The following is a 14942-nucleotide window of genomic DNA, read 5'->3' as shown; positions in this document are numbered from 1 at the left end:
TTTAGGTGTTCTCAAGAATCAGGTGGCCCACGGCGGTGTTGGACGCGGGCACATGGTAGAAGCGGTGCGCCAGCCTCGGGGGCTTGCCTCCGGCCACGTCGGCCATCGCGCCACGCGCGATGAGCCACATCACGAGTTCAATGCCTTCGCTGCCCGCTTCGCGCACGTAGTCAATGTGCGGGATGCTGGCGGCGGCCTCGGGGTCGTTGATGAGCTTGTCGAGGAAGGCGTTGTCGAACTCCTTGTTGATGAGGCCGGCACGCGGGCCCTGCAGCTGGTGGCTCATGCCGCCCGTGCCCCAGATGTGCACATTCAGGTCTTCTTCGTAGCTCTCCACCGCCTTGCGGATGGCCTGGCCCAGGTTGTAGCAGCGGCGGCCGCTGGGCACGGGGTACTGCACCACGTTGACGGCGAACGGGATCACCGGGCAGGGCCAAGCTCCCGTCTTGGGGTCTTGCTCGCCGCACATCAGAGACAGCGGCACGGTGAGGCCGTGGTCCACGTCCATCTTGTTGACGATGGTGAGGTCAAAGTCCTGCTGGATGACCGACTGCGCAATGTGCGCGGCCAGGTCGGGGTGGCCCTGCACCACGGGCACGGGGCGGGGCCCCCAGCCCTCGTCGGCGGGCTGGAACTGCGCGGCCGTGCCGATGGCGAACGTGGGGATCATCTCCAGGCTGAAGGCCGTGGCGTGGTCGTTGTAGACCAGGAAGATCACGTCGGGCTTGTTGTCCTTCATCCATTGCTTGGAGAAGTCGTAGCCCGCGAACAGCGGCTTCCAGTAGTCTTCCTGCGTCTTGCCCAGGTCCAGCGCAGCGCCAATGGCAGGCACGTGCGACGTGAACACGGAGGCGGTGATCTTGGCCATGGTCAGTTTCCTTTATTGCCGGCAGCGCCTTGTGGCTGGCGGTGTGCCTGTGCGTCGCCGTCTTCGCCGATCACGCGGTTGCCATTGGCCGAGCGGCCGCCGCTGATCATCATGTTGCGGTATTCCTCTTCGGTCATGCCGGTCATGCTGCCCGCCATCTGCTGGAAGCTCTTGCCATCGGTGGCGCCGATCTTGGCCAGAAAGTAGATGTTGCCGCCCAAGCGGATGCACCAGTTCAGGTCGCGTGCCAGCACGGCCTGCTTCTGCTCTTCGGTCATCGCCCATTCATCGAGGTAGGCGCGTTCGTTGGCCTTGAAACGCTCGCGGTTGCCGGCCTTCATCAGGCTCATGCAGAACTGGTTGAGCCAGTAGCCCTTGCGGCTTTGCTCGGCGTCGAAGATGGTCGTGCCGGGCACGTCCAGGTAGGGTTTGTCGAGTGGCATGGCATCAGCCTTTCTTTGTCACTTCTTCGGGCCAGTAGAGGCGCATGGGGTTATCCACCAGCAGCTTTTGCTGCAGCTCGGCCGTGGGGGCGATGTGCGGAATGAAGTCCACCAGCAGGCCGTCGTCGGGCATGTGGTCCTTGAGGTTGGGGTGCGGCCAGTCGGTGCCCCAGAGCACGCGGTCGGGGAACTCTGCGACCACCTTGCGGGCGAACGGGATCACGTCGGTGTAGGCATTTTGCTCGCCGTTCAGGGCCTTGGGGCCAGTCACGGAGAGGCGCTCGGGGCAGCTCACCTTGCTCCACACATTGGGGTGCTGGCGCATGAACTTCAGGAACAGCTCAAACTCCGGTCCGTCCACCGGCTTGTTCACATCGGGGCGGCCCATGTGGTCCACCACCACGGTGGTGGGCAGTGCAGTGAAGAAGTCCCACAGCTCGGGCAGGTCCACGGCCTCGAAGTAGATCACCACGTGCCAGCCGAGCTTGGCGATGCGCGCGGCAATCTCCATCAGCTCGTCCTTGGGCGTGAAGTCCACCAGGCGCTTGACGAAGTTGAAGCGCACGCCACGCACACCGGCGTCGTGCATGGCCTGCAGCTCTTGGTCGGTGACCGAGCGCTTGACGGTGGCCACGCCCCGCGCCTTACCGCCAGAGTGCACCAGCGCATCCACCATCGCGCGGTTGTCCGCACCGTGGCAGGTGGCCTGCACCACCACGTTGCGCGCAAAGCCCAGGTGGTCGCGCAGCGCGTACAGCTGGTATTTGCTGGCGTCGCAGGGCGTGTACTTGCGCTCAGGCGCGTAGGGGAACTCGGCACCGGGGCCGAACACGTGGCAGTGCGCGTCCACAGCGCCTGCGGGCACCTGGAAGCGGGGTTTGCTGGGGCCGGCGTACCAGTCCAGCCAGCCGGGGGTCTTGGTGAATTCGCTCATGGGCGTGGGTCCTTGGTTGCTGGGTGGGGCAGGTCAGTCGAGGGACACGTTGGCCTTCTTGATCACGTCGCCAAAACGCTGGCTCTCGTCCTTGACGAACTGGGCGAACTGCGCGCGCGTTGTGGGGAAGGGCTCGTAGCCAAAGCTCTTGAACTTCTCCTGCACATCGGCGCCGGACAGGGCCTGCTCGATGTCCTTGCGGATCTTGTCGGTCACGGCAGCGGGCAGGCCGGGCGGCACGGCGATGGCGTTCCAGCCCGTCACCTCAAAGCCCTTGGGGCCACCCGATTCGCCCACGGTGGGCACATCCGGAAAGCTGGCCAAGCGCTGCGGCGCGGTGACGGCCAGAAAGCGCAGCTTGCCCGCACGTTGCAGCGGCCCGGCTGTGGCGGCGCTGCCCAGCGCAAACGACAGCTCGCCGGTGGAGACCGAGGTGTAGAGCTGCGTGGTTTCTTTGTAGAGCACGTGCTCCATCTGCGTGCCGGTGGCGCTTTCAAACAGCTCGGAGCCCAGGTGCACCGGGTTGCCGATGGACCAGGAGCCGTAGTTGAGCTTGCCAGGGTTGGCCTTGGCGTCGGCCACGATGTCGCCCACGGTTTTGTATTTGCTGTTGGCGGCCACGGTGAAGAAGAAATAGGTCTTGAACAGCGGCAGCAGCGTGTCGAAGTCCTTGGCCGTGTCGTACGGCAGCTTCTTGAACAGGCTGGGGTAGGCGGCCAGGTGCACGTTGTCGAGCACGATCAGGTCATGCCCGTCCTTGGCGCCGCGCTTGAACGCGTCGATGGCGATGAAGCCATTGCCACCGGGGCGGTTCTCGACGACCACAGGCTGGCCCCAGGCGCGGCCGAGTTTTTCGGCCACCAGGCGGGCCACACCGTCCGGGCCACCGCCCACGGGGAAGGGCGTGATGATGCGCACGGGCTTGGACGGAAACACCTGCGCCGAGGCGAACTGGGGCACACAGCCCAGGGCTGTGGCCAGGCCCACGGCCAGGCCCACACGGCGGGAGAGAGAAACGGGAGACACGGAACAACGCATGGAAAGAAGAAGCTGTTTGCTATTAATTACATAGCTGCAAGCGCATGATTGACTAGCGCTTGCAGCCCAAAAGACTGAAAAACCGCTCAATCGATGTACTTGAGGCCCGCCTTCTCCAGGCCGGGACGCATGTTGTACATGTCCAGGCCCAGCACGCCGCTGGCGAGCTTGGCGCGCTTCTCGCCCTCAAAGCTCTCGCGCTTTTGCGCGGCGGCCAGGGTCTCGGCCGCGCGGGCGGCGGGCACACACACCACACCGTCGTCGTCGGCCACGATCACGTCGCCCGGCGTGACCAGTGCACCGGCGCACACCACGGGGATGTTGACCGAGCCCAGCGTGGCCTTGATGGTGCCCTTGCTGCTGATCGCGCGGCTCCACACGGGGAAGTTCATCTCCTGCAGCGTCTTCACGTCGCGCACACCGGCGTCGATGATGAGGGCGCGCGCGCCACGCGCCTGGAAACTGGTGGCCAGCAGGTCGCCAAAGTAGCCGTCGGTGCACTCCGAGGTGACGGCCGCCACCACGATGTCGCCGGGCTGGATCTGCTCGGCCGCCACATGCATCATCCAGTTGTCGCCAGGCTGCAGCAGCACGGTGACGGCCGTGCCGCTGACCTGCTGGCCGCTGTAGATGGGGCGCATATAGGGCTTGAGCAGGCCCACGCGGCCCATGGCCTCGTGCACGGTGGCCGAGCCGAGTGCAGCCAGGCCGTCAGCGGCTGCGCGGTCAGCGCGGGTGATGTTGCGATAGACAACGCCAAGTTCAAACATGTCAGAGCCCCTTTGCCTTCAGGCGTGAATCGAGTCGGGAGAACACGCGGCGCGTGTTGGCTTCGTAGATCTGGTGCTTGTCGTCGGCACTCAGGATGGTGGAGGCCTCGATGTAGCGCTTGGTGTCGTCGTAGTAGTTGCCGGTGGTGGGGTCAATGCCCCGCACCGCGCCGATCATCTCGCTGGCAAACAGCACGTTCTTCACCGGGATCACGGTGTTCAGCAGGTCGATGCCGGGCTGGTGGTACACGCAGGTGTCGAAGTACACGTTGTTCATCAGGTGCTCGTCGAGCAGCGGCTTCTTCATCTCCTGCGCCAGCCCACGGAAGCGGCCCCAGTGGTAGGGCACCGCGCCGCCGCCGTGCGGGATCAGGAACTTGAGCGTGGGGAAGTCCTTGAACAGGTCGCCCTGGATGAGCTGCATGAAGGCCGTGGTGTCGGCGTTCAGGTAGTGCGCGCCGGTGGTGTGAAAGCACGCGTTGCAGCTGGTGCTCACGTGGATCATGGCGGGCAGGTCGTACTCCACCATCTTTTCGTAGATGGGGTACCAGTGCTTGTCGGTCAGCGGGGGGCTGGTCCAGTGGCCGCCGGAAGGGTCTGGGTTCAGGTTGATGCCCACGGCGCCGTATTCGTGCACGCACTTTTCCAGCTCGGGGATGCAGGTCGCCGGATCGACACCAGGGCTTTGCGGCAGCATGGCCACGGGCACAAAGTGGTCGGGGAACAGCGTGGAGACACGGTAGCACAGCTCGTTGCAGATGGCGGCCCAGGTGCTGGACACATTGAAGTCGCCGATGTGGTGCGCCATGAAGCTGGCGCGCGGGCTGAACAGCGTGATGTCGCTGCCGCGCTCCTTCATCAGCTTGAGCTGGTTGGTCTCGATGGACTCGCGCAGCTCGTCGTCGCTGATGTGCAGGTCTGCCACTTTGGGCATGGCGGCTGGGTCTTTGATGCCGGCGATCTGCGCATTGCGCCAGTTCTCCAGCGCCTTGGGGGCCGTGGTGTAGTGGCCGTGGCAGTCGATGATGAGGCTCATGTTTGGGTGCTCCTGGAAGGTGTTCTTGTGATCGGTCAGGCGGGGGTCATGCCCTGCTTTTGCTTGGCGTCCGCCGCAGCGGGAGAGGCCAGGTAAGCCAGCAACGCACGTGCTGCATCCACCTGTTGCGAATGCACGCCAACGCCTGCGGAAAACGTGGTGGTGATCTGGATGGCCGGTGGCAGCGGGCCCACGATCTGGATGCCCTGCACGTGCAGCAGCTCGCTCAGTTGCTGAAAGCCCAGCGCCACCTCACCCTTGGCCACCAGCGAGCCCACGGGCACACCGGGGGGCGCCTGCACCATGCGCGGGGCGATCTGATCGGCAATGCCCCAGCGCTCGAACAGCTTGGCCAGCGCCACGCCGCTGGGGCCAGTGGACAGGCTGATGCTGGGCGCAGCCAGCACGGCAGCGCGCACGGCGTCTTCGCTCGACAGGTCGGGCAGCGGCGCGCCGGCAGGCACGGCCACGGCCACGCCGGAGTGCACCCAGTCCACCTTGCTGCCGGGCACCAGATGGCCCGCAGCCAAAAGCTTGTCGATGGCGTCGGACGCAAGGATGACCACGTCGAATACCTCACCGGCCGCCACACGCTTGGCGGCGTCCACACCGCCCACCGATTCGATGACAGCCTGCGTGCCCGACTGCTGCGCAAAACCGGCCACCAGATCGGCCAGCACCTGGCGCGTGGCCATGGAAGAAATGCCTCGGATCACAGGCGCCGTCATGCGTTGTCTCCTGCCGGGCTGCGGGTGGCCCAGGCGGTGCGTGCAGTTGTATACATGCCGCCGATTGTGGGCAGCCGCAGCCCAAACATGAAGGCGGCACCAGCACTACCAGATATATCATTCCGTGATCGTTGACCTACAGCTATAGCAGAGAGCCTTGCCCATGGACCTGAAGCAGATCGAATACTTTGTGCGGGTGGCCGAGCTGGGCAGCTTTACCCGCGCCTCGGTGGTACTGGACATCGCCCAGCCTGCGCTGAGCCGCCAGGTGCGCCTGCTGGAGGTGGAGCTGCGCCAGAACCTGCTGGTGCGCAACGGCCGAGGCGCCACGCCCACTGAGGCGGGCAAGCTGCTGCTGGAGCACGGGCGCGGCATCCTGCACCAGGTGGAGCGCGCACGGGAGGAGCTGGGCCGCGTGCGCGGCGCCCTGGCCGGGCGCGTGGCCATCGGCCTGCCACCCAGCATTGCCAAGGTGCTGACCGTGCCGCTGACCCGCGCCTTCCGCGTGAAGATGCCGGACGCGGCGCTGGCCATCAGCGAGGGCCTGTCGGTTGCCATGCGCGAATCGCTGACCACCGGGCTGCTCGACATCGCACTGCTTTACAACACCACGCCCGCGCCGGGCATCGAGACCACGGCGCTGCTGGAAGAAGACCTGTTTCTGGTGCAGCGCCGCGCCCCCGGCCAGAGCGAGGCGGAGGCCGATGCCCTGGGCCGCACGCCCCTGCCGCTGGACGAGCTGCCGCGTTTTCCGCTGGTCATCCCTACGCGCCCCAACTCCATCCGCATGCTGGTGGAATCCGAACTGGCCGCACGCGGCAAGCGCCCGCAAATCAGCCTGGAGATCGATGGCGTGGCGGCCATCCTGGACCTGGTGGCCGATGGCGCGGGCTGCGCGGTGCTGCCCATGAATGCGGTCACCACGTCGGGCAAATCGGAAGTGTTCAGTACCCGGCCCATCCACGGCGCGGGCAGCGATGGGGACGGAGAGGAGGAAGGCGGCAGCACCCGCCTGCGCAGCAAGCTGTTCATGGCCGTCAGCTCGCAACGCCCGGCCACACTCACACAGCAGGCGATGGCGGAGCTGATTCGGACGACGCTGCAGGCGTTGTATAGGTCTCCCCCCTGAGCCGCTGCGCGGCATCCCCCCAAAGGGGGACGGCACCCTCGCTGCGGGGCGGCCCTTGCTCGGTGCCTCTGGCATTGCGCCGCGCCAGTTTCACCGGCGGGTGGCGATTCGCAGGCTCAGTCCTTTGCAGGCACGACGGACAAACGGCCCAACACCCGGTCCGCATAGTCCTGCCAGCGCGCGTCCTTGGGCAGGCCGTGAAAGACGCCTTCGCGCGCGAGGTCGGCCACCCACTGCTGCTTGGCGGCGATGGCCGAGGCCATCAGTGGCTCCATGCCGGCCTCGTGCACCGTGTGGGCCGATTCGCGCATCTCTTCGGCGCGGCGCTGGCCGTGCTGCACGACGCGGCTGAAGAAGTAGCGACCCTGTTCGTGCCAGTCGATGGAGGGAAAGGTCTCGGCCAAGGTGGGCAGCACATGGTCTTCCACGCCGTAGTGGCGGGCGGTGGCGTAGCTCTCAATCACCAGGGCTTCAAGGCCCTTGATCATGATGCTGCGGCACATCTTGATGGCGCTGGCCACGCCCAGTTGCTCGCTCACGGGTTTGGCATCCATGCCCCAGCTGGTCAGCACAGTGGCCAGCGCGGCAGCCTGCACGCCGCCCAGCAGCATGGGCACGCGGATGCCGTAGGGGGGCACCGAGGTCATCACGCCCGCCTCGACATAGTGCGCACCCCGCGCCTCGATGAGCGCAGCGGCCTGCTGCTTGGTGCCGGGCGATGCCGAGTTGAGGTCCAGGAACACGGTGCCGGGGCGGATGTGCTGCGCGGCCTCCTGCGCCACGGCCAGCGTGTTCGATGCGGTGACGGCCGAGATGATGCAGTCACAACGCGTGCACAGTGCCTGCATCCCATCCACGGCCACCACGCCCGCTTGCGCGGCGTGCTTCTGCAGGGCGTCGCGGTGCGCGGGGTCGGCCAGCTTCAGGTCCCAGGCAGCGACCGAGGCCACGCCGGGCTGGACACGCAAGCCCGCACTGAAGATCTTGCCCACCTCGCCATAGCCCACGAGGCCGATGTGTGTGATGTTCATCCGATTTGCCTTTCGGTCACAAAAGCCGAAGCGCAGCAACCGTCACTGCCGCGCGATCTTGGCCCGGGCGATCACATCACTCCAACGGCGCACATCGGCCGCCAGGTGCTCGCCCAGTTGCGTGGGGGTGCTGCCCTGGGCATTCAGATTCAGCTCCAGCAGGCGCTTTTTCACATCGGGCTGGGCGAGTGCGGTCTGCACTTCGCGCGACAGACGCTCCACCACGGCAGCAGGTGTCTTGGCGGGCACGGCCAGGCCGTTCCACGACGTGACGTTGAAGCCCGCCAGTGGCCCGCCGCTTTCGCGCACCGTGGGCACGTCGGGCAACTGCGGCGCCCGCTGCACTCCCATCACAGCCAGCGGCCGCAGGGCCTTGGCGCCGATCTGTGGCATGAGACCGCCCAGGATGTCGATCATCACGTCGATCTCGCCACCCCGCAGCGCCGTGATGACCGGCGGCGTGCCGTTGAAAGGCACCACTTGCGCGTCGATGCCCGCCGTCACCTTGAACAGCTCGGCCGCCAGGTTCTGTGTGGTGCCGATCTGTGGCGTGCCGATATTGAGCTTGCCCGGGTGGGCACGCGCATAAGCCAGAAGCTCGGCCAGGGTGGCAAAACGCCCGCCTTCTTTCACCACCACGGCCAGATCAAACGTGGCCAGCAGCGAGACAGGCGCAAAGTCCTTGAGAGTGTCGAACGGCAGCGACTGGAACAGCGCGGCGCTGACCGCTGTGCCGCTGCTCACCAGCAGCAGCGTGTGGCCGTCGGGCTCAGCCCGCGCTACCAGGTCTCCCGCCACCACGCCGCCTGCGCTGGGCTTGTTCTCAATGACCACGCTTTGCCCCAGCGGGCCGGCGATCTTCTGGCCCACCGTGCGCGCCGTGATGTCGGCCGCACCGCCCGCCGCATTGGGCACGACGATGCGCAGCGGGCGTGAGGGGAAAGCGGCCTGCGCGCTGGCCGCACCGCCGAACGACGCTGCCAGCCAGGCCAGAAGGGTTCTGCGGTGCACGGCGCTGCCCATGGCGCGCGCTACCGTGCCACGCCCAGCAGGCGGTCCAGCAGGTCAGGCTGGGCGCTCAGCTCGGCGGCACTGCCGGTGTGCACCACGGTGCCCCGGTCCAGCACGGCGGCGTGGTCCGAGATGGCCAGGATGGCCTGCGGATGCTGCTCCACGATGATGGCCGACAGGCCCTCTTCGCGCGTGATGCGGCGGATGGCGCGCAGCAGCTCTTCCACGATGATGGGCGCGAGGCCTTCGAGCGGCTCATCCAGCAGCAGCAGGCGCGGGTTGAGCACCAGCGCGCGGCCCACGGCCAGCATCTGCTGCTCGCCGCCGGACAGCTGTGTGCCCAGGTTGGTCTTGCGCTCGGCCAGGCGCGGGAACATTTCGTACACGCGCTCGGGCGTCCACGGCCGTGCGGTCGATCCTTTGCGGCCCGGGCGCGCCACGGCCGTGAGGTTCTCGTGCACCGTGAGCGACTTGAAGATGTTGCGCTCTTGCGGCACCCAGCCGATGCCGGCCGCCGCGCGTTCGTGTGGGGGCAACTTGTGCAGCGCCACGCCGGCCAGGCTCACTGTGCCGGCATGCTGGCGCGTGGCCCCGGCCAGCGTGTTGATGAGCGTGGTCTTGCCCGTGCCGTTGCGCCCCAGCAGGGCCAGCGTGTCGCCTTCGGGCAGGGCCAGCGAAATGCCTTGCAGCACCACGGCCTCGCCGTAGCCTGCGCTCAGGCCCTCGATGCGCAGGAGTTCTGTCTTAGACATGCGCATCCTCCCCATGGCCGAGGTACACCGCCTTCACCTGCGGGTCATTGGCAATCGTGTCCGGGTCGCCCTCGGTGAGCACGGTGCCGTTGACCAGCACCGTCATGCGGTTGGCAAAGCTGAAAACCAGGTCCATATCGTGTTCGATCAACAGCACCGAGACATCGGCGGGCAGGGCCGCCACGGTCTGCAGCAGCTCCTCGCGCTCGCCGGCGGGCACACCGGCCACGGGTTCGTCGAGCAGCAACACGCGCGGCTCGCAGGCCAGCGCAATCGCAATCTCCAGCAGGCGACGCTTGCCGTAGGCCAGCACGCGCGTTTCTTCGGCCATGACGGACGTGAGGTGGAACTGCTCCAGCAGTTGATCGCAGCGCTCGGTGACGGCCTTGCGCGCACCCAGCGGTTGCCACCACTTGCCGCCCAGGCCCTGGTGTTGCGATACCGTGAGCGCCAGGGTTTCGAGCGGCGTGAGCGTGTCAAACAGCTGGTTGATCTGGAACGTACGCACCATGCCGCGCTGCACCCGTTGGTGCGGTGCCAGGCGTGTGATGTCCTGGCCTTCGAGCGTGATGGAGCCTTCGGTGGGCTCCAGCACGCCGGTCAGCAAGTTGATGAGCGTGGTCTTGCCCGCACCGTTGGGGCCGATGAGCGCATGGCGCGCGCCCTTTTGCAGGTTCAGCGTGACGTTGTTGGTGGCCGTGATGCCGCCAAAACGCTTGACCAAGCCCTTGGCCGACAGCACGGTGGTGGAGGTTGTCGTGTTCATATCAATGGCCTCCCGCTTTGGAGGCAACCCCAGCCTTGCGACCGGCGCCAAACCAGGTCCAGGGGCGGAACAGACGGTCGCGCCCGACCAGTACCAGCACCACCAGGAACAAGCCCACCCAGAAGGTCCAGTACTGCGGAGTGATGGACGAGATCACGTCCTGCAGCAGCTTGAAGCCAATGGCGCCAAGGATGCCGCCGTACAGCCAGCCCACGCCGCCGATCACCAGAATCAGCATCACGTCGGCCGAGCGGTGGAACTCGAACAGGTCGAGCGAGGCAAAGCCTGTGGTCTGCGTGAGCAGTGCGCCCGCGGCACCGGCCAGCGCAGCGGCCAGCGTGTACACCTGCGCCAGCTTGGCCGTCACGGGGATACCGATGGCCATGGCGCGCAGCCGGTTGTCGCGGATGGCCTTGAGCGTGGCACCAAAAGGCGACTGCACGATGCGGCGCGCGATGAGGAAGAACACCAGCAGCACGGTGAGCGAATACCACGCGGCCGTGCGGCCGTACAGGTCAAACTCGAACTGGCCAAGCACCGGCCCCATCATCACGCCCTGCAGGCCGTCGGCGCCACCGGTCAGCCAGTCGAGCTTGTTGGCCAGCTCCAGCATCACCAGTCCCACGCCCAGCGTGACCATGAGGCGGGTGAGATCGGTGCCGCGCATGATGGTGAGCGACGCCACGGCGCCCAGCACGGTGGCCGCGCCAATGCCCACGGCCAGGCCCACCAGCGGGTCGGGCATCACATGCTTGGCAAACAGCGCGGCCGCGTAGCCGCCCAGCCCGAAGAAAGCCGCATGGCCCAGCGAGACGATGCCGGTGTAGCCCAGGATGAGGTCCAGCGAAATCGCGAACAGCGCCACGATGGCGATCTCGTTGATGATGAGTGCGTGGCTCGGCAGCGCCAGCGGCGCGGCAAAGGCCAGCAGCCACAGCACGGGCTCCCACCAGCGAAAGCGCCGGGCCTGCAGCAAGGTGTTTTGCAGGTTTGACATCACTTGCCCCCCTTGCGCACAAAGAGGCCCTGGGGGCGCCAGATGAGGATCAGGATCATGAGGCTGTACACAATGAAAGCGCCCAGCTTGGGGATGTAGTACTTGCCTGCCACGTCGGCAATGCCGAGCAGCAGCGCGGCCAGCAGCGGGCCGGTGATGGACGAGGTGCCGCCCACCGCCACCACGATCAAAAAGTAGATCATGAACTTGAGCGGGAAGCTCGGGTCGAGACCCAGCACCTCCGCGCCCAGCGCTCCGCCCAGGCCCGCCAGGCCGGACCCAAAAGCGAAGGTGGACAAAAACACGATGTTCACGTTGATGCCCATGCCAGCGGCCACGCGCTGGTCGTCCACACTGGCGCGCAGGCGGCTGCCGAAGCGGGTTTTGGTGAGCACATACTGCAGGCCCACGGTGAGCGCAGCGCACACCGCGATGATGAACAGGCGGTAGTGCCCCATGCCCAGCATGAGGGCACCGGTGCCGATCTCGGTCCGGCCCTTGAGCCATTCAGGCAGCTGCATGATCTGCTGCGTGGAGCCCACAAAGTAGTCCACGCTGGCCACGGCCATGAACACCAGGCCAATGGAGAACAGCACCTGGTCCAGGTGGGCCTTGTGGTACAGCGGGCGGTACAGCGTGCGCTCCAGCACGCCGCCCAGCAAGGCCGTACCGACAAAGGCGATGGGCAGGCAGACGAGGAAGGGCACATCCAGCCGCTGCATGAGCAGCACGGTGATGTAGCCCCCCGCCATGGCAAAGGCCCCGTGCGCGAGGTTGATGAAGTTCATCAGCCCCATGGTCACGGCCAGGCCGACTGCCAGGATGAACAGCAGCATGCCGTAGGCAACGCCGTCGAAAAGAATGGTCAGCATGAAATCACTTCATTGAAGACAAAAGTGCACCACCCTGCTCAGGGCTGTGGAAGTGCGACGAATCACCAAAGCCGGACGTTCAACCTGCGGCCCCCGGTTTCGACAGGCTCAGTCCGAACGGATCGAGAGGGAGCCTGCCCGTAAATACTGGCGCGGCCCAGACCAGCGGCCGCCGCGCAAGGGCCGCCCCGCCGAGCTGGCGGCGTCCCCCTGGGGGCTGAGTGCCGCGGCTCCGAGCCTGCCTGCGCAGGCTTGGACGGCAACGAAGAGTGGCCGCATCTGGCGGACACACCGAGCGGGTCGCGGCTCAGGGGGCTTACTTAGTCTTGCCGGGATCCTTGACGTCCTTGATCACGTCGAACTCCACGTTATACAGCTGGCCGTTCACGCGCTCCACCTTGCGCAGGTACACGTCCTGCACGATGTCGCGGGTCTGCGCATCGATGAACACCTTGCCGCGCGGGCTTTCGAAGATCTGGCCCTTCATGGCGGCCAGCAGGGCGTCACCGCCGCCGGCACCCTTGGTGGTCTTGAGCGCTTCATAGATCACGCGCATGCCGTCATAGCCGCCCACGGCCATGAAGTTGGGACGCAAGCCCTTGTTAGCCTTCTCGAAGGCTTCCACGAACTTCTTGTTCATGGGCGAGGGGTGCGCAGCCGAGTAGTGGTGCGAGGTGACCACGCCCAGGGCGCCATCGCCCATGTCGTTGAGTTGATCGTCGTCCGTCACGTCGCCGGTGCCGATGAGCTTGATGCCGGCCTTGTCCATGCCGCGCTCCAGGAACTGCTTCATCACCGCAGCGCCCGCGCCCGAGGGCACAAAGACAAACAGCGCGTCGGGTTTGGCGTCGCGCACCTTCTGCAGGAAGGGGGCGAAGTCGGGGTTGCGCAGCGGCACGCGCAGGGCTTCGGTCACCTGGCCGCCGTTGAACGTGAGGCGCTGGTTGAAGAACTTTTCGGCGTCGATGCCGGGGCCGTAGTCGCTCACCAGGGTCACGACCTTCTTGATGCCGTTCTTGGGTGCCCAGTCGGCCAGGGCCACCGACACTTGCGGCAGCGTGAAGCTGGTACGCACCACGTAGGGCGAGGCCTCGGTGATGCTGGACGTGGCGGCAGCCATCACCACCAGGGGGGTTTTGGACTGCGTGGCCAGCGGGGCGGTGGCCATGGCCGAGGGCGTGATGCCCATGCCGGCGAGCACGTTGACCTTTTCGTTGACGACCAGCTCCTGGGCCAGGCGGCGGGTCACATCAGGAAGACTGGTGTCGTCCTTGATGATGAGCTGCACCTTCTTGCCACCCACCATGTCGCCGTTCTGGGCCATGTACAGGCGCGCCGCGGCTTCGATCTGGCGGCCGGTGGTGGCTTGCTGGCCGGTCATGGGCAGAACCAGGCCGATCTTGAACACGTTGTCCTGCGCCACGGCGGGCAACACGGTCAGGCCGGTGGACAGCGCGATGGCGGCGGCAGCCGAGGCACGAAGAAGGTGGCGTTTTTGCATCGTTGTCTCCTGTGGAAAGTCGTTGTATACAGAAAATGCTGGCGGGAGTTTGGCGTGGGCTGCGTTATTTCACAAGCGCAAATTCAAGCATTCAGGTATCGCCAAATGCAATAACCCAAGAAGCCCCGGACGCCTGCACCGGCCGTTATGCCCGCTCGCGGATCAGCTGTACACCGGGCAAGCCCTGCACCTGCGACGCCTGCACCGCCGCCAGCAGGTTCCGCCGGGTGATGCGCGAGTGCTCTCGCAGGATGGCCTCGGCCCGTGCACCCTCGCGCCGCTCGATGGCATCGAGCGCCTGGCGGTGCTGGTCTTGCGCCACCACCAGCATGTCGCGCGCCTGGGCCGAATGCGTCTGCACCACCACAAACGCAGAGGGCGACGCAAACGGCAGGCCCTTGACGCGGTCCAGCTCCCGCGCCACCACATCGCTGCCCACCATGCGGCTGAGCAGCAGGTGAAACCGTGCATTCAGCTCCACATAGCGCGAAAAACCTTCGTCATCCAGCGTGGGCGGGGCCAGGGCACTGTCGATGGCGTCCAGGCAGGCATGGGCCTCGGCCAGCAGGGCGGGGGCCACGCCCCGCTCGGCCGCCAGGCGCGCGGCCAACCCTTCCATGGTGCCGCGCAGTTCAATGGCGTCGGCCACATCGGTTTCAGAGAACGTGCGCACGGCGTAGCCGCCACCGGGCAGTCGGTGCAGCAGGCCCTCCTGCTCCAGCCGCATCAGCGCGGCGCGAATGGGCGTGCGCGATACCCCCAGCTTCTCGACGAGGGTCAGCTCGGCAATGCGGGCGCCGCCGGGCAGCTCGCCCGCCAGGATCATCTCGCGCAGGCGCAATTGCGCCTTGACGGCCTGCGAGGTACCTGCCTCGGCGGCCTCGGCGGGTAGGGCAATGGTCAGGGGTTCGGGAGGGTTCATGGCGATAGGGAGCGATGCGACCAGCGACGGGGAGAGAGTCAGTCAGCGCAATGTATACAGAAACCAAAACAACATCCACTCAAAAACACTTCAACACATTACAAAACAACAAGTTAGAAGATATGCCGGAGTGCAATAGCTGCT

15 protein-coding genes and 1 pseudogene are annotated in these 14942 nt (G+C 66.1%); 1 reads left to right on the top strand and 15 read right to left on the bottom strand.

What is annotated here, in order from left to right; translation table 11 throughout:
• Position 1: 1 nt before the first annotated feature.
• The 7 genes from CLU87_RS22285 to CLU87_RS22255 form a co-directional block, all read right to left on the bottom strand.
• Positions 2-868, bottom strand: coding sequence for a class III extradiol dioxygenase subunit beta (locus tag CLU87_RS22285; RefSeq protein WP_099731852.1), 867 nt, complete (start codon positions 866-868; stop codon positions 2-4).
• A 2-nt stretch (positions 869-870) separates the two neighbouring features.
• The gene (gene ligA / locus CLU87_RS22280) at positions 871-1311 is read right to left on the bottom strand and encodes a protocatechuate 4,5-dioxygenase subunit alpha (RefSeq protein ID WP_099731851.1); all 441 of its coding nucleotides are present in this window, start codon (positions 1309-1311) and stop codon (positions 871-873) included.
• A 4-nt stretch (positions 1312-1315) separates the two neighbouring features.
• Entirely contained in the window at positions 1316-2245 is a 930-nt protein-coding gene (locus CLU87_RS22275; RefSeq protein ID WP_099731850.1) for an amidohydrolase family protein, read from the bottom strand.
• A gap of 33 nt (positions 2246-2278) precedes the next feature.
• Entirely contained in the window at positions 2279-3283 is a 1005-nt protein-coding gene (locus tag CLU87_RS22270) for a tripartite tricarboxylate transporter substrate binding protein (RefSeq protein ID WP_099731849.1), read from the bottom strand.
• Between the two features lie 86 nt (positions 3284-3369).
• Positions 3370-4053, bottom strand: coding sequence for a 4-carboxy-4-hydroxy-2-oxoadipate aldolase/oxaloacetate decarboxylase (gene ligK, locus CLU87_RS22265; RefSeq protein WP_056067987.1), 684 nt, complete (start codon positions 4051-4053; stop codon positions 3370-3372).
• Between the two features lies 1 nt (position 4054).
• On the bottom strand, positions 4055-5089 hold the full coding sequence (locus CLU87_RS22260) for an amidohydrolase family protein (RefSeq protein WP_056742987.1): 1035 nt from the start codon (positions 5087-5089) through the stop codon (positions 4055-4057).
• 35 nt (positions 5090-5124) lie between these two features.
• Complete coding sequence (locus CLU87_RS22255; RefSeq protein WP_099731848.1) at positions 5125-5817, bottom strand: substrate-binding domain-containing protein; 693 nt, start codon at positions 5815-5817, stop codon at positions 5125-5127.
• A 163-nt stretch (positions 5818-5980) separates the two neighbouring features.
• Between CLU87_RS22255 and CLU87_RS22250 the strand changes: the two genes are divergently transcribed.
• A complete protein-coding gene (locus CLU87_RS22250; RefSeq protein WP_099731847.1) occupies positions 5981-6946 on the top strand; it encodes a LysR substrate-binding domain-containing protein in 966 nt (321 codons plus the stop codon).
• A 116-nt stretch (positions 6947-7062) separates the two neighbouring features.
• Here CLU87_RS22250 and CLU87_RS22245 read toward each other — a convergent pair whose 3' ends face one another.
• The 8 genes and pseudogenes from CLU87_RS22245 to CLU87_RS22205 form a co-directional block, all read right to left on the bottom strand.
• Positions 7063-7977 carry an NAD(P)-dependent oxidoreductase gene (locus tag CLU87_RS22245; RefSeq protein ID WP_099731846.1) on the bottom strand — a complete coding sequence of 305 codons (915 nt, stop codon included), beginning with the start codon at positions 7975-7977 and terminating at the stop codon, positions 7063-7065.
• A gap of 42 nt (positions 7978-8019) precedes the next feature.
• The gene (locus CLU87_RS22240) at positions 8020-9000 is read right to left on the bottom strand and encodes a tripartite tricarboxylate transporter substrate binding protein (protein ID WP_099731845.1); all 981 of its coding nucleotides are present in this window, start codon (positions 8998-9000) and stop codon (positions 8020-8022) included.
• An 8-nt stretch (positions 9001-9008) separates the two neighbouring features.
• Positions 9009-9740, bottom strand: coding sequence for an ABC transporter ATP-binding protein (locus CLU87_RS22235; protein WP_056067978.1), 732 nt, complete (start codon positions 9738-9740; stop codon positions 9009-9011).
• Complete coding sequence (locus tag CLU87_RS22230; protein ID WP_099731844.1) at positions 9733-10506, bottom strand: ABC transporter ATP-binding protein; 774 nt, start codon at positions 10504-10506, stop codon at positions 9733-9735. The genes CLU87_RS22235 and CLU87_RS22230 overlap by 8 nt, the downstream gene beginning before the upstream one ends.
• Position 10507: 1 nt before the next feature.
• Positions 10508-11503, bottom strand: a complete 996-nt coding sequence (locus tag CLU87_RS22225; protein ID WP_056742977.1) for a branched-chain amino acid ABC transporter permease — start codon at positions 11501-11503, stop codon at positions 10508-10510.
• Positions 11503-12375, bottom strand: coding sequence for a branched-chain amino acid ABC transporter permease (locus CLU87_RS22220; RefSeq protein ID WP_056067972.1), 873 nt, complete (start codon positions 12373-12375; stop codon positions 11503-11505). Before CLU87_RS22220 ends, CLU87_RS22225 begins: the two co-directional genes overlap by 1 nt.
• A gap of 316 nt (positions 12376-12691) precedes the next feature.
• Positions 12692-13879, bottom strand: a pseudogene (locus CLU87_RS22210) (ABC transporter substrate-binding protein); the annotation flags it as partial.
• 142 nt (positions 13880-14021) lie between these two features.
• Positions 14022-14798 (bottom strand): GntR family transcriptional regulator, encoded by a 777-nt coding sequence (locus CLU87_RS22205; protein ID WP_056742974.1) that lies wholly within the window; start codon positions 14796-14798, stop codon positions 14022-14024.
• Between the last annotated feature and the right edge of the window lie 144 nt (positions 14799-14942).

It is taken from the genome of Acidovorax sp. 59 (assembly GCF_002754175.1).
Classification (GTDB): Bacteria; Pseudomonadota; Gammaproteobacteria; order Burkholderiales; family Burkholderiaceae_C; genus Acidovorax; species Acidovorax delafieldii.
The sequence above is the reverse complement of the archived record's forward strand: the minus strand, read 5'-3'. Positions and strand labels throughout refer to the sequence as shown.

Bases quoted from the DNA above. Each gene is read 5' to 3' on its own strand.
- CLU87_RS22230 (WP_099731844.1), bottom strand. From the start codon at position 10,506: ATGAACACGACAACCTCCACCACCGTGCTGTCGGCCAAGGGCTTGGTC.
- CLU87_RS22240 (WP_099731845.1), bottom strand. From the start codon at position 9,000: ATGGGCAGCGCCGTGCACCGCAGAACCCTTCTGGCCTGGCTGGCAGCG.
- CLU87_RS22285 (WP_099731852.1), bottom strand. From the start codon at position 868: ATGGCCAAGATCACCGCCTCCGTGTTCACGTCGCACGTGCCTGCCATT.
- CLU87_RS22275 (WP_099731850.1), bottom strand. From the start codon at position 2,245: ATGAGCGAATTCACCAAGACCCCCGGCTGGCTGGACTGGTACGCCGGC.
- CLU87_RS22235 (WP_056067978.1), bottom strand. From the start codon at position 9,740: ATGTCTAAGACAGAACTCCTGCGCATCGAGGGCCTGAGCGCAGGCTAC.
- CLU87_RS22245 (WP_099731846.1), bottom strand. From the start codon at position 7,977: ATGAACATCACACACATCGGCCTCGTGGGCTATGGCGAGGTGGGCAAG.
- CLU87_RS22270 (WP_099731849.1), bottom strand. From the start codon at position 3,283: ATGCGTTGTTCCGTGTCTCCCGTTTCTCTCTCCCGCCGTGTGGGCCTG.
- ligA (WP_099731851.1), bottom strand. From the start codon at position 1,311: ATGCCACTCGACAAACCCTACCTGGACGTGCCCGGCACGACCATCTTC.
- CLU87_RS22220 (WP_056067972.1), bottom strand. From the start codon at position 12,375: ATGCTGACCATTCTTTTCGACGGCGTTGCCTACGGCATGCTGCTGTTC.
- ligK (WP_056067987.1), bottom strand. From the start codon at position 4,053: ATGTTTGAACTTGGCGTTGTCTATCGCAACATCACCCGCGCTGACCGC.
- CLU87_RS22225 (WP_056742977.1), bottom strand. From the start codon at position 11,503: ATGTCAAACCTGCAAAACACCTTGCTGCAGGCCCGGCGCTTTCGCTGG.
- CLU87_RS22260 (WP_056742987.1), bottom strand. From the start codon at position 5,089: ATGAGCCTCATCATCGACTGCCACGGCCACTACACCACGGCCCCCAAG.
- CLU87_RS22255 (WP_099731848.1), bottom strand. From the start codon at position 5,817: ATGACGGCGCCTGTGATCCGAGGCATTTCTTCCATGGCCACGCGCCAG.
- CLU87_RS22250 (WP_099731847.1), top strand. From the start codon at position 5,981: ATGGACCTGAAGCAGATCGAATACTTTGTGCGGGTGGCCGAGCTGGGC.
- CLU87_RS22205 (WP_056742974.1), bottom strand. From the start codon at position 14,798: ATGAACCCTCCCGAACCCCTGACCATTGCCCTACCCGCCGAGGCCGCC.